We start from the raw sequence: 18281 nt of genomic DNA, 5'->3' as shown, positions 1-18281 counted from the left end.
CTAAGACTGTCAGGTTTTTTGAAGCAATTAATTTAAAGAAAATTCAAACCAAATTGGAATATGATCAGAAACTGTTCTTGCTTCTTTCAATGAATTAAAATTTTTATAAAAAGGAATATAACCGGATTGAATAGTATTGAATTTTGAAGTATTAAAATAGATATTATCGAATTCTGAAGCAAGACAATTCTCGTTTCTGCATTCTAGCTTTAAAGATGTTTTTTGATTAATCAAAATTGAGGTATATCCTATTTTTTTCAAAGGATTAAAGACAGTATGCGATTGAGGACAATTAAAATCACCTGCAAAAATTAAATTTAGGGTTGGGTATAAGTCTGGTAAAAACTTAAAATATTTAATCTCAGTTTCGGGTTGTTTGCTTTTGGTTATGGCATGAAAATTAACGATAGTAAATTGTTTATTTTCATATTGAAAGGTGCAATAAAATGGTTCCCTGTCAATTTCAAGATGGTATTTTTTTTCTAGCCAAGGGCGACCTATTTTTTTTAGTTTATTCGTTTTCCAGATGAAAGCATAACGTTCTGTTTTGTATGCATTGCTGCTGGTTGGGTCACTAATCACATAATCCCATTTGGCACCTTTCCGATTGAGTTCATCAGCTAGTTTTGCTACAGCTTGTGCGCCACCATAACCTGCGACTACTTCTTGAATAGCGATGAGGTCATAATTACGAAGTAGGTTAGCAATATAAAGTATTGTTGATTCTGATTTTGATTGTCCAAAATTCTCCAAATTCCAAGATAAGATTTTCGTTTGGGAGAAAGCAGTAAAGGAAATTAGGAAAAATAGTAAGCAGTAAAGAGGTTTCAATTTTTAAAATTTGGGGTGTTATTATAAAGCTAAAATATTATTTTTATTGGATAGTTTTGATTTTATCTTATAGCTTTTATGTGAATTTTTTTGAAACGTTTATATAGATTGCCTGTATAAAACGAAGTACGGTTTACAGGTAAGAATACATTTTTAGCTTTTAATTTTAGTACTATTTTTTTCGGATTTTATATAGTAAAAAGATTATAACGAATATACTCAAAAAAAGTACAACTAATTCGAGCATTAATAAGTAATCAGTACTAGAAAAATTTAAGATTTCCATGGAGAGGTTTATTAGTTTGGTAAACTTACCATGATAAAAAAATATTATTTTACGGTTTTCCTCATTTCATTAAAATAAATATCTTTTTTTTTATTTTTTTATGGAAACTTCATAGATTATACCTTTATCAGTAGTGATAGTAACTTTTCCTTTTTTGTCTATAGGTGTAGAATAGATCTGGTTTTTGTTGAGAGAAGTTCCATCTTCAAAAATTATTTTATTTATTTCGCAATCATGGATTTCAATTTCTGAAATATAGGTTCTGGAATAAGCTGTTTTTTTGTCATAGTAATACATTGAGCCCTTATGAATACCGTTTTTTAATGCACATGTTTTATCCTGAGAGGGAATATAAAAAGAACTTTTTAGATTAACAATCTCAGTTTTTTGAGTACAAGATGTTAACAGAATCATTAAAAACAGTGATAGTTTTAGAGTGAAATTTTTCATTCTTTTTTTTTAATTTTAGATTAAAGAATGTAATTTTTATTACAAACTTAAGGCAAAAAAAGTAAGTTTATCAAGGATAAAAATGACTTAAAAATGATAGTTGTACTTTTGTAAGTATATTTTATAATTCCTAAAAAATCAATTTTACATTTGTTTTTCTTGCATACGAAAAAACTCATATATAAAGTAAAATAAAATAATTCTAAAAGAAGTATTAAATCGTTAATCTGTGTTTTTATTCGTTATAATACAGTTTTGGGACCTGTTTTTAAAGAATATAATCTTGTAATAAAATTAACTTAATTTTCACTCAATTTGCTATTAAATAGTAGCTATTTTTTAAAGTGATTATACTAATCCAAAATCTTTGGCAAGGGCAATGAGATGTACTTTGTTGTTCGCTTTAAAATATATTTTTAGCTTATTAATGCGCTTTTCTAAGCTGCTATAGCTTGAAGGAAATGCCCCTGAATCTTTAAATTCTAATGAAATATCTTCAATAGTAAGTCCTTTAGATAATGATTTTAGCAGTGCAATATCAAAGGCTTCAATCTCATAAAGTGAGTTATCTCTCAGAGCGTGGGATAATTCAGTAGAAATAGTTTTTTCGTCGTTGTCATAAATGCGTTGGACTGCTTTTTTTAGTTCAGGAATGCTATTACGACCTTTACAAACATAAGCATTAATTCCTAATGTATTAAAAAGGGATTTTATTTTGAAGGATTTATCTTCAATAGAGAAAACGATAGTTTTTAAGTCAGGTTGCGCTTTTTTTGCTGCTTCTATAAGTTCGTCTCCTGAATTTAATTGACTTTCCCGATGGTCTGTTTTAAATGATAAATCGCTGATTAATAAATCATATGGAGTCTTATCATGTAATGCTCTCTTGATTTTCAGATAGGCTTCGTCACAGTATTTAGCATAGTGAATTTCGTTAACATTGAGGTCTTTGAGCGCCTGAACCATTGACAAATTGATAGTGTCTAAATCTTCTGCAACTAAAACTTTGTTGAACATAGAATTAAATGATTAAATGGGTAATGTGAGACTTGCTTTGAATCCTTTTTTGGATACTGTGTCAAAAGTAATAGTTCCTTTTATACCAAGAATACGGTTTTCCACATTTTGAAGTCCATTCTTCATATTTATTTCTTCAGATGTTGCTCCAAGCCCGTTATCACTGTAATCTATTTCTAATTTATTTTTATTTTTTTTAAAAGTAATTACGACTAAACTGCATTTACTGTGTTTTTTCATGTTAACTAATAATTCTTGTAGCACGCGATAGAGTGTTATTTTTGTTTCATCTTTTAAAATGTTCCAAGGACAAGCTTCCCATCCGTTGACTAAAATATTTACTTCTTGGGTATTGAAAGCAGCCATCATTTCTTTTAGGTTTCCCACAAAATTAATTCTGGTTTCTATCGCACTGTTTTCTTTTGAAATATTCCGCGTTCTTGAATAAATGGTATCAAGGTTCGTAAGTAATAATTCTTTATTCTCACTCGAAGATAAATCTTGGGTTTCGGCAAAAGCCATTGCGTGGTAAACATCATTGGCCAGTTCATCATGTAATTTTTTTGAAATTCGGGTTTCTGTATCATAAGATGTTTTAATTTTTTCTTTTTTACTTCTTTCTTTAAAAAAATAAATTAGAAAAAGTGTAGCAATAATACCAAGAACAATAACAAAAGATAAAAAGAGATTGCTGTTTTTTTGTTGTTCTAATTGAAGTGCATTTTCTGCTCTTTGAGTTTTGAGTTTTAAATTTTCATCTCGTTCTTTTTTAGAGTCATATTTAATTTTAGCAAATTGATTTTTCGCTTTCTGTCTTATTTTATTGATGCTGTCGTTAATGTAGAGGTAGGCTGCAGAATAGGTTTTAGACTGATCTCCGTCGCTGTTTCTGATTATTGAAGCTAATGCTTTCAGACGGTCATCAACATTATTAACTATAGTTGCTTTTTCATAAGCTAATTTGGCATATTTAGTCGCGATGTGGGGTTGAGTTTTTTCATAAAATTCAGAAATATTAAGATAACTGGTGGTTAATCCGTAGTCATTTTTGAATTTGTTTCTAATAGCTAAGGATTGTTTTAGATAATCAATGCTTTTGTGATTTCCAATTTTATAATAGCAACGACCTAAGTTATCTAAGACCCTGGCATAATTATCTGAATTATTTATAACCTCTTTTTTTAAGGATAAAGGCATAAGAATTTTTATAGCGTGGGAATATTTGTCCTTATCCATATATACAACAGCAATATTGTTTAGAATAACTGCCTTTTGTAATTCATCTTCTGCTAAATTTAAAGCTTGCTTGTAGTAATAGATACTGTTGTTAAAATCAAATAACTGTTTGTAATTTATAGCTAATAAATTATAGCTGGCTACTTTATAATAAGAGTCTGTATTTTTTTTGAAATAAGAAATTGCTTCTGTCGCACTGGTTTCGCTACTAGAGTAGTCACCTTGCGTTTGTTGGATGTAAGCCATTCGTAATAAAGCATAGATAATTTCATCTTGTTCTTTATTTGGGTCGCAATTTGATTTAATTTTATTATAGTAATAAAAGGCACTGTCAAAATTTTGAGACTCTAAATTTTTTTCTGCCAGATCTAAAATTTTATCATAATCAAAATTGGATTTTGACTCCGGACTAATGTGTTGTTCTTTTTTACAGGATTGCAAAGTCATTAGTAGGATTGGTACTAATAGAAAAATCGGGAAATGGAACTTTTTGAGTATCATTTCCCGAAATTACTGAAATTAATTAAAATTGTGCACTTTTCTAATTAACAATATTTGTATTATCTTTTAGGTGGACTTATTGGAGTTTGCCCACTGGAATCTCCTCCGGTTTCTGCGGTTATTTGTGTTTTAGAATTGTTTGGCTTAGTTTCGACCTCGTCATTAGTGCAGGATGCCATTATTGTGCTTATTAAAAGAAACATTGAGGCTAAAAATACTTTTTTCATTTTTTTGGAATTAAAAATTAGACATAAGTTGTGCTGTTCGAAATTGAAATCGAAGCTTAGCTGAGCTGGAAATCCTTTTTTTTGGGACTGCTCTTTTATTCTTTTTGGGAAGTGAGTGTGCTAAAACAGAATAGAATGATTTATACTTCCCGGATAAATTTTCTGTACTGTTTAGCGACACCTTTTTTGAAACTAGTTTCGTACATTTGTCTTAATTGCAGGATAAGACAAAAACTAATTCTAAGGCAAAGGAATGCTGATTATGAAGAGGAAATGGTATGGAATTCCAATCATTCCAATGATTCCACCCAATTCCGGCAGATTCCAAATAATTCCAATAAACTGACTTAACATGAATACACTTGATGGATATAAAAAGGCTATTAAGGAAAAATACGAAGGAGTAAAATCTGGTGATTTTTCGGATTATTTAATAAATCCTTCTCCTGCAAAAATTAAAAAATTATGTGCTTTGATTTTTGAAATAAATAAGGACTTGGTTGATAAGGGGATTTTTGATCGGTTTTTCAATTTTGAAGAAAAGGAAGATAAAATCAAACAAATAGAAAAGTTTGATACTGATAAGTTCAGACCTTTTATAAATTTTTTGATTAAGAATACTGATATTACTCAGATTGAAAGTTTGAATTTGATAGCTGTTTTGGTTGATTTTAGTCCAAGACCTTACGTCAAGTTTCGAAACGGAGATTATGATGATAATAAAGGAATTGTAAGTGTAAAAATAAGTGGGGGTAAGAATAAATTGAATGTAACAGATTTCATTCAAGGTCTTGAGCCTGTAAAAAGGTTTTCTTTTAGAGGAAAGGTAATAATTGGTTTTTTTGTTCTTTTGTTATTTACTTCGCTGGGGTATAGCTTAAAGAGTATTTGTTTTCCAAATAAAAACGGAATGATATGGGTTGAGAATCATTATGAAGTAGTAGGTTATGATGAGGTTAAGAATAAGGAAGATGTAAAGCCTATTAATCAATTTGAAGTAGATCATTTCAGGAAGATATCGGTTTGTGATACCACTACTTTTTTTAAAAATGGATTGCATGATTTACCAATGGTTTGGTATGGGAAAGAACCAATAACAGGGAAATATGAATATTTTTCCCAACCCGGTCTTCATCCTATAACCGGAAAAACATTAAAGAAAATAAGTCCTTATATTATAAAAAAGTATATTACAAATAAGTGATTTTTTGATGATAAAGGTTATTATAAACCAGAAAACCCATTCGCAGAACGAATGGGTTTTTCTATATAAGTAAGTAATCTAAATTGAGTTGATAAAACGTTTATTTTACTTTATTAAGTATTGCTTTGAAAGCTTCTGGGTGGTTCATCGCTAAATCTGCAAGAACTTTACGGTTCAATTCGATATTGTTAGCTTTTACTTTCCCCATGAATTGAGAATAAGACATTCCTTCCAATCTAGCTCCAGCGTTGATACGTTGAATCCATAAAGCACGGAAATTTCTTTTATTCACTTTTCTGTCACGGTAAGCGTAGCACATTGCTTTCTCTACCGCATTCTTAGCAACTGTCCAAACGTTTTTACGTCTACCAAAGAAACCTTTGGCTTGCTTCATTATTTTTTTTCTTCTTGCTCTTTTAGCAACTGAATTTACCGATCTTGGCATAATTTTTACTGTTTTTTTGTAGCAGGCGTCCCGAATTTAATCAAGAGAACTTAAAAGCCATACTCCAAGGTTATTGAAATTGTTTTAACCTAAAGACTATTTAGTCAAAAGTTTTTCAAGTCGAATGTCGAAAGTCTTTATGACCTTTGACTTTGCAACTTTAATACTTAATTAAATAATTCTTAATTGTTGTTTGATGCTTTTCATATCTGTAGAGTGAACTAGCGCTGAGTGTGTCAAAGCTAATTTACGTTTTTTAGATTTTTTAGTCAAGATGTGACTTTTAAAAGCATGCTTTCTTTTAATCTTTCCAGAACCAGTAACTTTGAAACGTTTCTTGGCGCTAGATTTGGTTTTCATTTTAGGCATTTTTTCCTAGTGTTTTAATTTATTCTTACTTACTTATCTTTAGTCTAAAGTTTGAACGTCTAAAGTTTGAATGTCAGTTGCTGACTTTTTACTTTAAGACTTTCGACTTTAAGACTTATTTTTTCTTTTTAGGAGCAATGAACATAATCATTCTCTTTCCTTCAAGAACTGGCATCGCTTCTACTTTACCAAATTCTTCAAGATCTGTAGCTAATCTTAATAACAAGATTTGACCTTGATCTTTATAGATAATCGAACGTCCTTTGAAGAATACAAAAGCTTTTAATTTTGCGCCTTCTTTTAGGAATTTCTCCGCGTTCTTTCTCTTAAATTCATAATCATGCTCATCTGTTTGAGGGCCAAAACGGATTTCTTTCACAACTACTTGTGTAGATTTGGCTTTTAAAACCTTATCACGTTTCTTTTGTTCGTAAACAAATTTCTTGTAATCCATGATTTTACAAACTGGTGGATCAGCATTTGGTGAAATTTCAACCAAATCCAATTCAAATTGGTCCGCTAATCTTAAAGCTTCTGCAAGTTTAAAAACTCCAGGCTCAATGTTTTCACCTACAAGTCTTACTTCTTGTACACCACGAATAAAATTATTTATTCTGTGTGCATCTTTTTTTTCTACGCGAGGTTGGTAACCTCTGTTGCTTCTTATTGCTATGACTTTATAATTTAAGTTAAACTGTAAATACTTTTAATGTTTTGCTAATCTCTTCGTTTACAATAGCAGCAAATTCTTCTATTGTAACGCTGATATTTCCTTTACCTTCTTGTCCATGACGACGGATAGAAATGGTACCGTTTTTCTCTTCTTCTTCACCTACAATCAACATAAACGGTGTTTTTTGCATTTCGGCATCTCTAATTTTCTTACCGATTGTCTCGTTTCTATTATCAATGAGGGCGCGAATTTCGTGATTTTCTAGCAAATCTAAAACTTTTTTGGCATATATTTCATATTTCTCGCTCAAAGACAATATTATAGCTTGTTCAGGCATTAACCAGAGTGGGAAATTTCCTGCCGTGTGTTCTAGTAAAATAGCGATAAAACGTTCCATTGAACCAAATGGAGCTCTGTGAATCATCACGGGTCTATGTAATTCATTGTCAGATCCTTTGTAAGTCAATTCAAAACGTTCTGGCAAGTTATAATCAACTTGAATTGTTCCTAATTGCCATTGTCTTCCCAAAGCATCTTTTACCATGAAATCCAGCTTTGGACCATAGAAAGCGGCTTCTCCGTATTCAACTACTGTATTTAGTCCTTTATCGGCAGCAGCATTGATGATTGCATTTTCTGCTTTCTCCCAATTTTCGTCTGTACCAATGTATTTATCTTTGTTTTCTTTGTCTCTTAAAGAAATCTGAGCGGTAAAGTTTTCAAACCCTAATGAACCAAATACATAAAGTACCAAGTCAATTACTTTTTTGAACTCTTCGTCTAATTGTTCTGGTGTACAGAAAATATGAGCATCATCCTGAGTAAAGCCACGTACACGAGTCAAACCGTGTAATTCACCACTTTGTTCGTATCTGTAAACCGTTCCAAATTCAGCGTAACGTTTTGGTAAATCTTTGTAAGACCAAGGACGTACATTATAAATTTCGCAGTGGTGAGGACAGTTCATCGGTTTCAATAAAAACTCTTCACCTTCAGCAGGAGTATTTATCGGTTGGAAACTATCGGCACCATATTTTGCATAATGACCCGAAGTTACATACAATTCTTTTTGACCAATATGTGGTGTAACTACTTGTTCGTATCCTGCTTTTTTCTGTGCTTTTTTCAAGAATTGCTCTAAACGATCTCTCAAAGCGGCGCCTTTTGGTAACCACAATGGCAAACCTGCACCTACTTTTTGTGAAAACGCAAACAATTCTAATTCTTTTCCTAGTTTTCTATGGTCGCGACGTTTTGCCTCTTCCAATAATTCCAGGTATTCTGTTAAGTCTTTTTGTTTAGGGAACGAAATTCCGTAAACACGTGTCAACTGTTTGTTCTTTTCGTCTCCTCTCCAATACGCTCCGGCAACGCTCATGATTTTCATCGCTTTGATGATTCCGGTGTTAGGAATATGTCCACCACGACATAAATCGGTGAAAGTAGAGTGGTCACAAAACGTGATGGTTCCATCTTCAAGATTCGAAATTAATTCGGTTTTATAAACATTGTCTTTGTAGGTTTCTAGAGCTTCTGCTTTAGATACCGGACGCAATTTGAATTCGAATTTTCCTCTTGAAATTTCTAAAACACGATCTTCGATTTTTTTGAAATCGGCATCGGTGATTTTATGCTCTTCAAAATCCACATCATAATAAAACCCATTAGCGATTGCAGGTCCAAGCGTTAATTTGATTCCAGGATACATTTCCTCAAGAACTTGCGCCATTACGTGTGAAGTAGAATGCCAAAATGCTTTTTTACCACCTTCGTCATTCCAAGTATATAAAATAAGACTGCCGTCTGTGGTTAAAGGAGTCGTTGTTTCAACAATTGTACCATCAAAAGAAGCCGAAATTACGTTTCTGGCAAATCCTTCGCTAATGCTTTTAGCAACATCCATAGGAGTAATCCCAGGCGCAAACTCTTTAACTGACCCATCGGGCAAAGTAATCTTAATCATTTTTTATTATTTTAGGAATGCAAATATAGGTCATTGCAAAAACACATACAAAATATAAACAAGGTTTGTATGCGGTTAAAGCATAATAAAGTCCTTTTTGGATTTTCGAACAAAGATTTTTCAATTCCGAAGCGTGTATTTTTCTTTTACTATTTTTTTATGAGGTATTTACATCGTAAAAACTCCTTCCGAAGTTTCGGGACTGAAAACTATTCTTTACTTTTGCACCACACAATATAATAACCATGTACAAACTACTAATTCGTCCGATACTTTTTTGTTTTGATCCAGAAAAAGTGCATTATTTTACCTTTTCATTAATACGATTAGTTTCGAAAATCCCAGGTTTTCCATCTCTTTTCAAAGCGCTTTACGAAGTCAATGACAGTCGGTTAGAAACAGAAGTTTTTGGTTTAAAATTTAAAAATCCCGTTGGATTGGCAGCAGGATTTGACAAAGACGCTTCCTTGTACAAAGAACTTTCTAATTTTGGTTTTGGCTTTATCGAAATCGGTACGCTTACGCCAAAAGGACAAGAAGGGAATCCAAAAAAACGCTTGTTCCGTTTAAAAGAAGATCAGGCTATTATTAACAGAATGGGTTTCAATAACGGTGGTGTTCAAGAAGCAATCGTTCGATTAAAAAAGAATAATGGAGTGCTGATTGGTGGAAACATTGGTAAAAACAAGTTGACGCCAAACGAAGAAGCTACTTCAGATTACGAAATTTGTTTTGACGCATTGTTTGATTATGTGGACTATTTTGTAGTGAATGTAAGTTCGCCAAACACTCCAAATTTACGCGCCTTACAAGACAAAGAGCCTTTAACGCAACTGCTTCAGACATTAGAAAACAAGAATTTGGCTAAGCCAAAGCAAAAGCCAATTTTATTAAAAATAGCACCTGATTTGACCGATGAGCAATTGTTAGACATTATTGATATTGTCAAACAAACCAAAATCGCGGGAGTAATTGCTACAAATACAACGCTTTCAAGAGAAGGTTTACAATCAGAAAATAAAGTGGAAACTGGCGGAATGTCTGGAAAACCATTAGCACATCGTTCTACCGAAGTAATTCGTTTTTTATCTGAAAAAAGCAATAAAGCATTCCCAATTATTGGAGTAGGAGGAATTCATTCTGCCGAAGATGCTATAGAAAAATTAGAAGCCGGAGCAAGTCTGGTACAACTTTATACTGGTTTTATTTACGAAGGCCCCTCTTTAGTAAAAGCCATAAATAAGAAAATTTTAGAGCGATTAAAATAGTTTAGCTGTTTGAAAACGAGCATTAATTATCACTTTTGAAAGGAATGTGATTTTTTAACTGTTTGATAGTATTAATCTTGTGGTGTGTTTTGATTCTTTTCAAAATGCCGTACTCTGAATGTTTCTAAAGTTTTTTAATTTATAATTGTTTCCCCTATCTTTGAACCGCTATGGAAACAGTAAAAATTATCGAATGTCCACGCGATGCCATGCAAGGCATAAAAGCCTTTATTCCTACGGCAAATAAAGTGGCTTACATTCAATCATTATTGCGTGTTGGTTTTGACACTATCGATTTTGGTAGTTTTGTTTCCGCAAAAGCGATTCCTCAAATGCAGGATACTGCCGAAGTCCTTGCACAACTTGATTTGTCCCAAACAAAAAGTAAATTATTAGCTATAATTGCTAATACGCAAGGCGCAATTGCAGCAGCTGCTTTTCCTGAAATTCAATATTTAGGATTCCCATTTTCTATTTCTGAGAATTTCCAAATGCGAAATACACACAAAACGATAGCCGAATCGATCATTACCTTGCGTGAAATTTTAGCGATTGCCAATCAAAGTAATAAAGAAGTGGTTGCCTATCTTTCTATGGGTTTTGGAAATCCGTATGGAGACCCTTGGAATACTGAAATAGTAGGTGAGTGGACGGAGAAATTAGCCGATATGGGAGTGAAAATACTTTCGCTTTCGGATACCGTTGGCAGTTCAACTCCAGATGTGATTGGTTATTTATTTTCGAATTTGATTCCTAAATATCCTCAGATTGAGTTTGGAGCACATCTCCATACCACTCCGGACAAATGGTTTGAAAAAATAGATGCTGCTTACAATGCCGGTTGTCGACGTTTTGACGGCGCGATTCAAGGTTTTGGCGGTTGCCCGATGGCTACAGATCAATTAACGGGAAATATGCCTACCGAAAAGTTGCTTTCTTATTTTACTTCCAAAAAAGAGAATACGAATTTGAGCCCCATGAGTTTTGAAAGTGCCTACAACGAAGCTTCAAAATTATTTGGAACCTTTCATTGACGGCAATAATTGCTATAGTTAAGCGTTTCAACAATACGCTATTTCAACCGAATGAATGCCCATTCGAGAAGGAGTACTTTTTTATTTTAAAGTTATGAAAAATACAGTTTTTAAAAAATTTTCGGGATTGTTGTTACTGGTAATAGTATGTTTTTCTTGTGCCAGTGATTTAGATTTTAATCAAGTAAATGATGTCAAATTAGAACCTGTTTTCGTTTCGAATTTAGCTTCTTTCGAGATTCCTGCAAAAGATTTTGTTACAGGCGGTGTAGAACAAAATGTAATTTATGCCGTGCCAACCGTTGACATATTCAATGATTCCTTTTTTAGAAATAATTTGGTCAAAGCTGGTTTAGATTTTGAAATTAACAATACCATTAACCGTGCTTATACCTTAGAAATAACGTTTCTCGATGTTAATGATTCTCCCATTCATAGTGTTAACTTTAGTATTCCTGCTTACACAGGAACAGAAAACTTGGTTTCAACAACGGAAACATTTGAGAATACCCAATTAAATATATTAAAAAGGACAACAAAAATGGCTTTCTTACTTAGAATGGCATCAGGTCCTGCATTAACCGAAAATAGCTTGGGAAGTATAAAATTACGCTCAGGTGTAACCGCCTATTTTATAATAGAATGAGAAAAAAAGCATTGATTTTTACTTTGTTTATTGCAATGAGTTGTTTTTCGCAGAATAAACAAATTCTATATAACTTCACTTCAATTCCGCAATCCATGATGACCAATCCCGGTTCGGATGTCAAGTATAAATGGTATTTTGGAGTTCCTCTATTGTCCGGTGTTTCTGCAAATGTTGGGTCGAGCGGGTTTTCTGCCTATGATTTATTTGCGGATAATGGAGTCGATTTTAATGATAAATTGAGAAATGTGCTTTTCTCTACTACCAAAAAAGATAAGGTTGCTGTAAACGAGCAAATCGAATTGTTTAGTGGAGGTTTCAGAATAGGACCCGATGAAAAGAAAGCCTACATCTCTTTCGGGATGTATCAGGAATTTGATATGTTGTCGTACATGCCTAAAGATATTGCCGTATTGGCTATTGATGGCAATAAAGATTATTTAGGAAAAGTATTTGATTTGGGAGATTTGAATGTCAAGGCCGAAATGCTTTCGGTACTGCATGTTGGTTACCATAAAAATATAAAGGAGAATCTTATTTTGGGAGTTCGCGGTAAAATTTATTCCAGTGTTTTTAACGCTACTTCAACTAAGAATTCCGGATATATTTATACCATTCCGTCAGCTGGTAATTCGGTTTATGAACAAGTTATTTATTCGGATTTACAATTAAATACGTCAGGAATTGCCCAATATGATGATGAAAATTATACGGCTGATGTAGCAAGCGACATTAGAAAAAAAGTTTTATTGGGAGGCAATTTAGGAGTAGGAATTGATTTAGGATTAACCTATTATCCTCAAAAAAACATCCAATTTACAGCTAGTGCAGTCGATATTGGATTCATAAACCATACTAAAGAAGTAGAAGGGTTGCGCTATAAAGGATACTATAAGTTCGAAGGTGTGAAACCTAATTTTTTAGATCCAAGTCAGGTTTCGGATGCGTATCAGGAATTTAAAGATGCGATTCCTTTGGATACCGTATATACTAAATATACAACTTGGCGTCCTGCAAAATTTAATTCTTCGATTCAATATTCTTTTGGAGAAGAACGATCCGATGAAGAATGCAATTGTCAAGGTTTCGATTCGGAAACCGTTTATAAAAACGCAGTTGGCGCCCAATTATTTGTGATGACTACACCAAGAACGCCTTTGGTCGCTTTTACAACCTATTATCGAAGAAAAATTTCCAACGGATTGCAATTGAAAGCAACCTACACTTTAGATTCGTTTTCATATACGAACATAGGTTTGGGTTTGTCGAGCAAATTAGGGCCTGTTAATTTCTATGTATTGGCGGACAATCTTTTGGAATATAAAGACATTACAAAATCAAACAGTTTCTCTTTTCAATTGGGATTGAATGTTATTTTCAACGACAAATAAGCTACTCCTTTTTTAAACGTTTAAATCCTTTGTAAATTTCAATCCAAAACACTGAAATTCCTCCAACTAAAATACTCAAACCTATATGTTGAATGGAAACAGTATCAAACATAAAGAATTGGGAGAATTGCGGAACAAATAACAGCAAAACCGTAATGAAAAGCGTTACTCCGATAATGAGCAGAACCAAATTATTTTTGTATTTTATTGTAGTAAATATCGAATAGTAAAACGAACGATTGGCAAGCGTCAGGAATATATTTGAAGCAATCAAAGTCAAAAACACAATGGTTCGGGTAGCATTTTCGGTACAATTCTCACGGATGCAATATTGATAGACAAAAAGTAACCCTAATGTGATAGCAAGCCCCTGAATGATACTGATGGTGATTTCTTTTAAATTAAAAAAAGTAGTCGTTAAAGGTCTTGGTTTTTGCAACATCAAATTGTCTTCCATAGGTTCGTTCTCGTAAATGATGGAACACGTTGGACCCATTATAATTTCCAGAAAAATGATATGTACCGGTGAAAAAATATTAGGATAAATCCATCCCAATGCCAGCGGAATGAAAACAATCAAGATAATAGGAATGTGAATCGAAATGATATATTGAATGGCTTTCTTGAGGTTGATATAAATTTTTCTTCCCATAGCAATGGCGTCCGTCATTTTAGCAAAATCATCGTCTATCAGAATTAAATTAGCGGCTTGTTTAGCAATTTCAGTCCCTTTTTTACCCATCGCAATCCCAATATGAGCTGATTTTAAAGCAGGACCATCGTTTACGCCGTCGCCTGTCATGGCTACAATCTGATTGTTGTCTTTTAAAGCTTTAATGATTTTGAGTTTGGCTTCCGGAAACATTCGGGTGAAAATGGTTGTTTCCATAACTTTTGATTTTAAAGTCGCTTCGTCCATGTCCATCAAGTCATCACCATTCAGCACTTTTTCAGGATTTTTAAAACCAATTTGCTTGGCAATGGTGGAGGTCGTAGCCGCATTATCTCCGGTTATTATTTTTACTTCAATTCCAGCGTTGTAAAAAGTCTCAAAAACAGTTTTTATATTTTCTTTTGGTGGGTCATAAAAAGCGACCAACCCTTTGAACTGAAACGTAAATTCCTGCTGTTTTTTAGGATAATCTGTTCCGTAGAATTTGGCAACACCAACACCTAAAACACGAAAACCTTCATTGGTCATCGTTTCTATGGCTGAAAGTATGTTTTGGGATTCCTCTTCAGATAAATCAGAACACGCCATTAGTGCTTCTGGCGCACCTTTGGCAGCGATGATTCTTACGCCGTTTTGATTTTCAAAAACATGCGTCATCATGGGCGGTTTTCCGCTCAAAGGATATTCGTGTACGAGTTTAAAGTTGGAGCGCTCGTCTTCTAATGCTAATTTCCCATAAGCATCATGCAAAGCAATTTCCATCGCATCAAAAGGAATGGGTTCGCTCGCCCACATCGAGAGGCTCAGTAATTCTTGCTCTTCCTCGCTGCTTTTTTCTTTTGAATCCGAAATAACATTCGATGATAAAGTATACCATTGTGCCAGACTCATTTTGTTCTCTGTAATGGTTCCGGTTTTATCAGTGCAAATTACAGTAGCGCCTCCCAGTGTTTCTACGGTTCGTATTTGCTTAACGATAATCCCCATTTTCATTAAGCGCCAAGCGCCCAAAGCCATAAAGGTGGTAAAAGCCACAGGAATTTCTTCCGGAATAATGCTCATGGCCAAGGTCAATGCTTTTAATAAACTGTCCAAAATCAGTCTGGAATTCCAGTAATTGATAGCCCATACAATTGCAAAAATAACCAATCCTACCAAAGACATTTTGGTGACAAAGTTTTCCATTTGCTTTTGCAAAGGCGTCTTTTCCTCCACAATTGTATCTAAACTTTTCCCTATTTTCCCCAGTTGTGTTAAGCTACCAATGGCGGTTACTTGACAAATCGCGAGTCCGCTGGCAGCAATCGTTCCTTGATAAACCTTATTGTCTTCTGACTTTTCATTTTTAAAAACCGTAAAGGATTCTCCGGTTAAGATAGATTCATTTACTGAAAAATCATTCGATTGTATGATGATTCCGTCGGCCGGAATAAAAGTGCCTTCTTCTGTTTGGATATAATCTCCCAATACGATTTCTTCACTTGGAATTTCAAGAACTGCACCATTTCGGATGACTTTACTTTTGGGTTGCGTCAATTTTTCTAAGGCTTCTATGGCATTTCTGCTTTTAGATTCTTGGTATAACGAAATCGTAGAGACTAAGGCAATAGCAACAGCCATAAAAATACCATTTCCATATTCGCCGATGATAAAGTAAATGCTTGTTGCCGTGAGAAGTAACAAAAACATAGGCTCTTTGACCATCTCTATTACCGAGGAAAGGAAATTATTTTTCTTTTGATGGTCTAATGAATTGGAACCATTTTGAGTTCGGGATTGCGTTACTTCAGCAGCAGAAAGTCCTTGTATTTGTTGGTTTTGTTCTGTCATATCAAAAGAAATAGGGTAGTATGAATTGTAAACAGTCAAGGTTTGAAATAAGGAATGAAATCCTCGATGTATTGCAATTTAATCATTAAAAACAAAATTAAGATGGTTTTTATCTTAAGATTGTCTATATTTGCACGCAATTTAACTACAACTACAAATTGCAATGATCGCACACAACTCTAAGATTATCGGTGAAGGATTAACTTACGATGATGTACTATTAGTTCCTAACTATTCGAATGTGCTTCCTCGCGAAGTGAGTATCCAATCAAAATTTTCAAGAAATATAACGCTTAATGTTCCTATTGTATCCGCTGCTATGGATACCGTAACCGAAAGTGCAATGGCAATTGCTATGGCACAAGAAGGAGGAATCGGTGTTTTACATAAAAACATGACTATCGAACAACAAGCTGCCAAAGTACGTAAAGTAAAACGTGCCGAGTCAGGAATGATTATCGATCCAGTCACTTTACCGTTGACTTCTACTGTAGCAGATGCTAAAAATGCAATGAAGGAATACGGAATTGGAGGAATTCCAATCGTTGATGAAAACAGAATCCTAAAAGGAATTGTTACCAATAGAGATTTGCGTTTTGAAAGAAACAACGCAAGACCAATCGTTGAGGTAATGACCAGCCAAAACTTAGTGACCGTTGCCGAAGGAACTTCTCTGGAACAAGCCGAAGTTGTTTTGCAAGGTCATAAAATCGAAAAACTTCCTGTGGTAAATGATAAATCAGAGTTAGTGGGTTTAATCACTTTCAGAGACATTACCAAATTAACTCAGAAACCAAATGCCAATAAAGACAAGTACGGACGTTTGCGCGTAGCTGCTGCTTTAGGCGTTACTGCCGATGCGGTCGAAAGAGCAACTGCTTTAGTAAATGCCGGAGTCGACGCAGTGATTATAGATACCGCTCACGGACATACAAAAGGAGTGGTTGATGTACTAAAATTAGTAAAAGCCAAATTCCCGCAACTAGACGTTATCGTAGGGAATATTGCGACTCCCGAAGCCGCTAAATATTTAGTCGAAAACGGTGCCGATGGGGTAAAAGTAGGAATTGGTCCAGGTTCAATCTGTACCACTCGTATTGTAGCCGGTGTTGGTTTTCCTCAGTTTTCTGCAGTGCTTGAAGTAGCTGCGGCTATCAAAGGAACTGGAGTTCCTGTAATTGCCGATGGTGGAATTCGCTACACAGGGGATATTCCTAAAGCCATTGCTGCCGGAGCCGATTGTGTAATGTTAGGCTCTCTTTTGGCAGGAACCAAAGAATCTCCGGGAGAAACGATTATCTTCGAAGGAAGAAAATTCAAATCATACCGCGGAATGGGTTCTGTTGAAGCCATGCAAGAAGGATCAAAAGACCGTTATTTTCAAGATGTCGAAGATGACGTTAAGAAATTAGTTCCGGAAGGAATTGTAGGACGTGTACCTTACAAAGGAGAATTAAACGAAAGTATGCAACAATTCATTGGTGGTCTTCGCGCCGGAATGGGATATTGTGGTGCAAAAGACATTCCAACCTTGCAGGAAACCGGACGTTTTGTTCGCATAACAGCAAGCGGAATCAACGAAAGCCATCCACACAACGTAACCATTACAAAAGAGGCTCCAAATTATTCAAGATAAAATCAGTCCGAAAGGGCAGGTCTAAAATAAAAAAAAGTGTAAGATTCAGTTCTTACACTTTTTTTTATGTTGTAAACAGAAACGTTTTTACAAAAATTCTATTTCTTTTTTCTAATGAACAATACAGCTCAGTTTTAAGGGTTATTGCAGCGGATTTTTATTCAATAGCTTTGGTTTCCATATTCCTTTCGGGTTTAGTTATTCCTTTTACTATAAACAAGTCAGCTAATAGTAATAAGGACAAAATACCATTACAAATTGCAGCATTTTGAATTTCTCCTTGACGTACTTCAAGAATTTTTAATAACACTAAAGTTAACCAAGTAATAAAAAGAGTCAAATTAAACACTCCAGCAAAAAGATAGAAAAAATTGGTTTTAAGTTTTTCACTTTTAGCTTTTCTAAATATTAAAATTCTTAAAAGCAATGTTATTATTCCAATTAAAATTCCAAAAACCAAGCTATATATGTATAATCCTAAAGTCCCTAATCCACGAAATAAACCGGGTTCTTCAAGTAGATAATTGAAGAATAAAAATAATGTCCAAACATTCATAATTATAAATGTGATTGTTGCATTTTTAAAAAGATATTCTTTCAT

The 18281-nt window shown here is 33.9% G+C and carries 16 protein-coding genes; 6 read left to right on the top strand and 10 right to left on the bottom strand.

What is annotated here, in order from left to right; genetic code table 11:
• Nucleotides 1-27 precede the first annotated feature (27 nt).
• From O6P34_RS01020 to O6P34_RS01005, 4 genes are all read right to left on the bottom strand, one after another.
• Nucleotides 28-831 (bottom strand): endonuclease/exonuclease/phosphatase family protein, encoded by an 804-nt coding sequence (locus O6P34_RS01020; RefSeq protein ID WP_269685501.1) that lies wholly within the window; start codon nt 829-831, stop codon nt 28-30.
• 376 nt (nt 832-1207) lie between these two features.
• Nucleotides 1208-1567 (bottom strand): hypothetical protein, encoded by a 360-nt coding sequence (locus O6P34_RS01015; protein WP_269685500.1) that lies wholly within the window; start codon nt 1565-1567, stop codon nt 1208-1210.
• A gap of 348 nt (nt 1568-1915) precedes the next feature.
• Nucleotides 1916-2584: a DNA-binding transcriptional response regulator gene (locus O6P34_RS01010; RefSeq protein ID WP_269685499.1), complete on the bottom strand. Its 669-nt coding sequence runs from the start codon at nt 2582-2584 to the stop codon at nt 1916-1918.
• Between the two features lie 12 nt (nt 2585-2596).
• A complete protein-coding gene (locus tag O6P34_RS01005; RefSeq protein ID WP_269685498.1) occupies nt 2597-4321 on the bottom strand; it encodes a tetratricopeptide repeat-containing sensor histidine kinase in 1725 nt (574 codons plus the stop codon).
• A 579-nt stretch (nt 4322-4900) separates the two neighbouring features.
• Here O6P34_RS01005 and O6P34_RS01000 point away from each other — a divergent pair.
• Nucleotides 4901-5752, top strand: a complete 852-nt coding sequence (locus tag O6P34_RS01000) for a hypothetical protein (RefSeq protein ID WP_269685497.1) — start codon at nt 4901-4903, stop codon at nt 5750-5752.
• A gap of 100 nt (nt 5753-5852) precedes the next feature.
• Here the strand turns inward: O6P34_RS01000 and rplT are convergent, their stop codons facing one another.
• From rplT to thrS, 4 genes are all read right to left on the bottom strand, one after another.
• Entirely contained in the window at nt 5853-6197 is a 345-nt protein-coding gene (gene rplT, locus O6P34_RS00995; RefSeq protein ID WP_024982755.1) for a 50S ribosomal protein L20, read from the bottom strand.
• 171 nt (nt 6198-6368) lie between these two features.
• Nucleotides 6369-6566 (bottom strand): 50S ribosomal protein L35, encoded by a 198-nt coding sequence (gene rpmI, locus O6P34_RS00990; RefSeq protein WP_007810722.1) that lies wholly within the window; start codon nt 6564-6566, stop codon nt 6369-6371.
• A gap of 115 nt (nt 6567-6681) precedes the next feature.
• On the bottom strand, nt 6682-7239 hold the full coding sequence (infC, locus tag O6P34_RS00985) for a translation initiation factor IF-3 (protein WP_432419589.1): 558 nt from the start codon (nt 7237-7239) through the stop codon (nt 6682-6684).
• A gap of 16 nt (nt 7240-7255) precedes the next feature.
• On the bottom strand, nt 7256-9202 hold the full coding sequence (thrS, locus tag O6P34_RS00980) for a threonine--tRNA ligase (protein WP_269685496.1): 1947 nt from the start codon (nt 9200-9202) through the stop codon (nt 7256-7258).
• Nucleotides 9203-9447: 245 nt separating this feature from the next.
• Here thrS and O6P34_RS00975 point away from each other — a divergent pair, with 245 nt between their 5' ends.
• The 4 genes from O6P34_RS00975 (at nt 9448) to O6P34_RS00960 (ending at nt 13541) form a co-directional block, all read left to right on the top strand.
• Entirely contained in the window at nt 9448-10470 is a 1023-nt protein-coding gene (locus O6P34_RS00975) for a quinone-dependent dihydroorotate dehydrogenase (protein WP_269685495.1), read from the top strand.
• Nucleotides 10471-10640: 170 nt separating this feature from the next.
• The gene (locus O6P34_RS00970; protein ID WP_269685494.1) at nt 10641-11504 is read left to right on the top strand and encodes a hydroxymethylglutaryl-CoA lyase; all 864 of its coding nucleotides are present in this window, start codon (nt 10641-10643) and stop codon (nt 11502-11504) included.
• Nucleotides 11505-11598: 94 nt separating this feature from the next.
• Nucleotides 11599-12150 (top strand): hypothetical protein, encoded by a 552-nt coding sequence (locus tag O6P34_RS00965; RefSeq protein WP_269685493.1) that lies wholly within the window; start codon nt 11599-11601, stop codon nt 12148-12150.
• Nucleotides 12147-13541: a DUF5723 family protein gene (locus O6P34_RS00960; RefSeq protein ID WP_269685492.1), complete on the top strand. Its 1395-nt coding sequence runs from the start codon at nt 12147-12149 to the stop codon at nt 13539-13541. The genes O6P34_RS00965 and O6P34_RS00960 overlap by 4 nt, the downstream gene beginning before the upstream one ends.
• Nucleotide 13542: 1 nt before the next feature.
• Here the strand turns inward: O6P34_RS00960 and O6P34_RS00955 are convergent, their stop codons facing one another.
• Nucleotides 13543-16044: a cation-translocating P-type ATPase gene (locus O6P34_RS00955; protein WP_269685491.1), complete on the bottom strand. Its 2502-nt coding sequence runs from the start codon at nt 16042-16044 to the stop codon at nt 13543-13545.
• A 163-nt stretch (nt 16045-16207) separates the two neighbouring features.
• Between O6P34_RS00955 and guaB the strand changes: the two genes are divergently transcribed.
• Entirely contained in the window at nt 16208-17680 is a 1473-nt protein-coding gene (guaB, locus tag O6P34_RS00950; protein WP_269685490.1) for an IMP dehydrogenase, read from the top strand.
• A 157-nt stretch (nt 17681-17837) separates the two neighbouring features.
• Here guaB and O6P34_RS00945 read toward each other — a convergent pair whose 3' ends face one another.
• Nucleotides 17838-18281 (bottom strand): hypothetical protein, encoded by a 444-nt coding sequence (locus O6P34_RS00945; protein WP_269685489.1) that lies wholly within the window; start codon nt 18279-18281, stop codon nt 17838-17840.

It is taken from the genome of Flavobacterium lacustre (genome assembly GCF_027474525.2).
GTDB classification, from domain to species: Bacteria; Bacteroidota; Bacteroidia; order Flavobacteriales; family Flavobacteriaceae; genus Flavobacterium; species Flavobacterium lacustre.
This window is presented reverse-complemented; position numbering and strand designations above follow the sequence as displayed.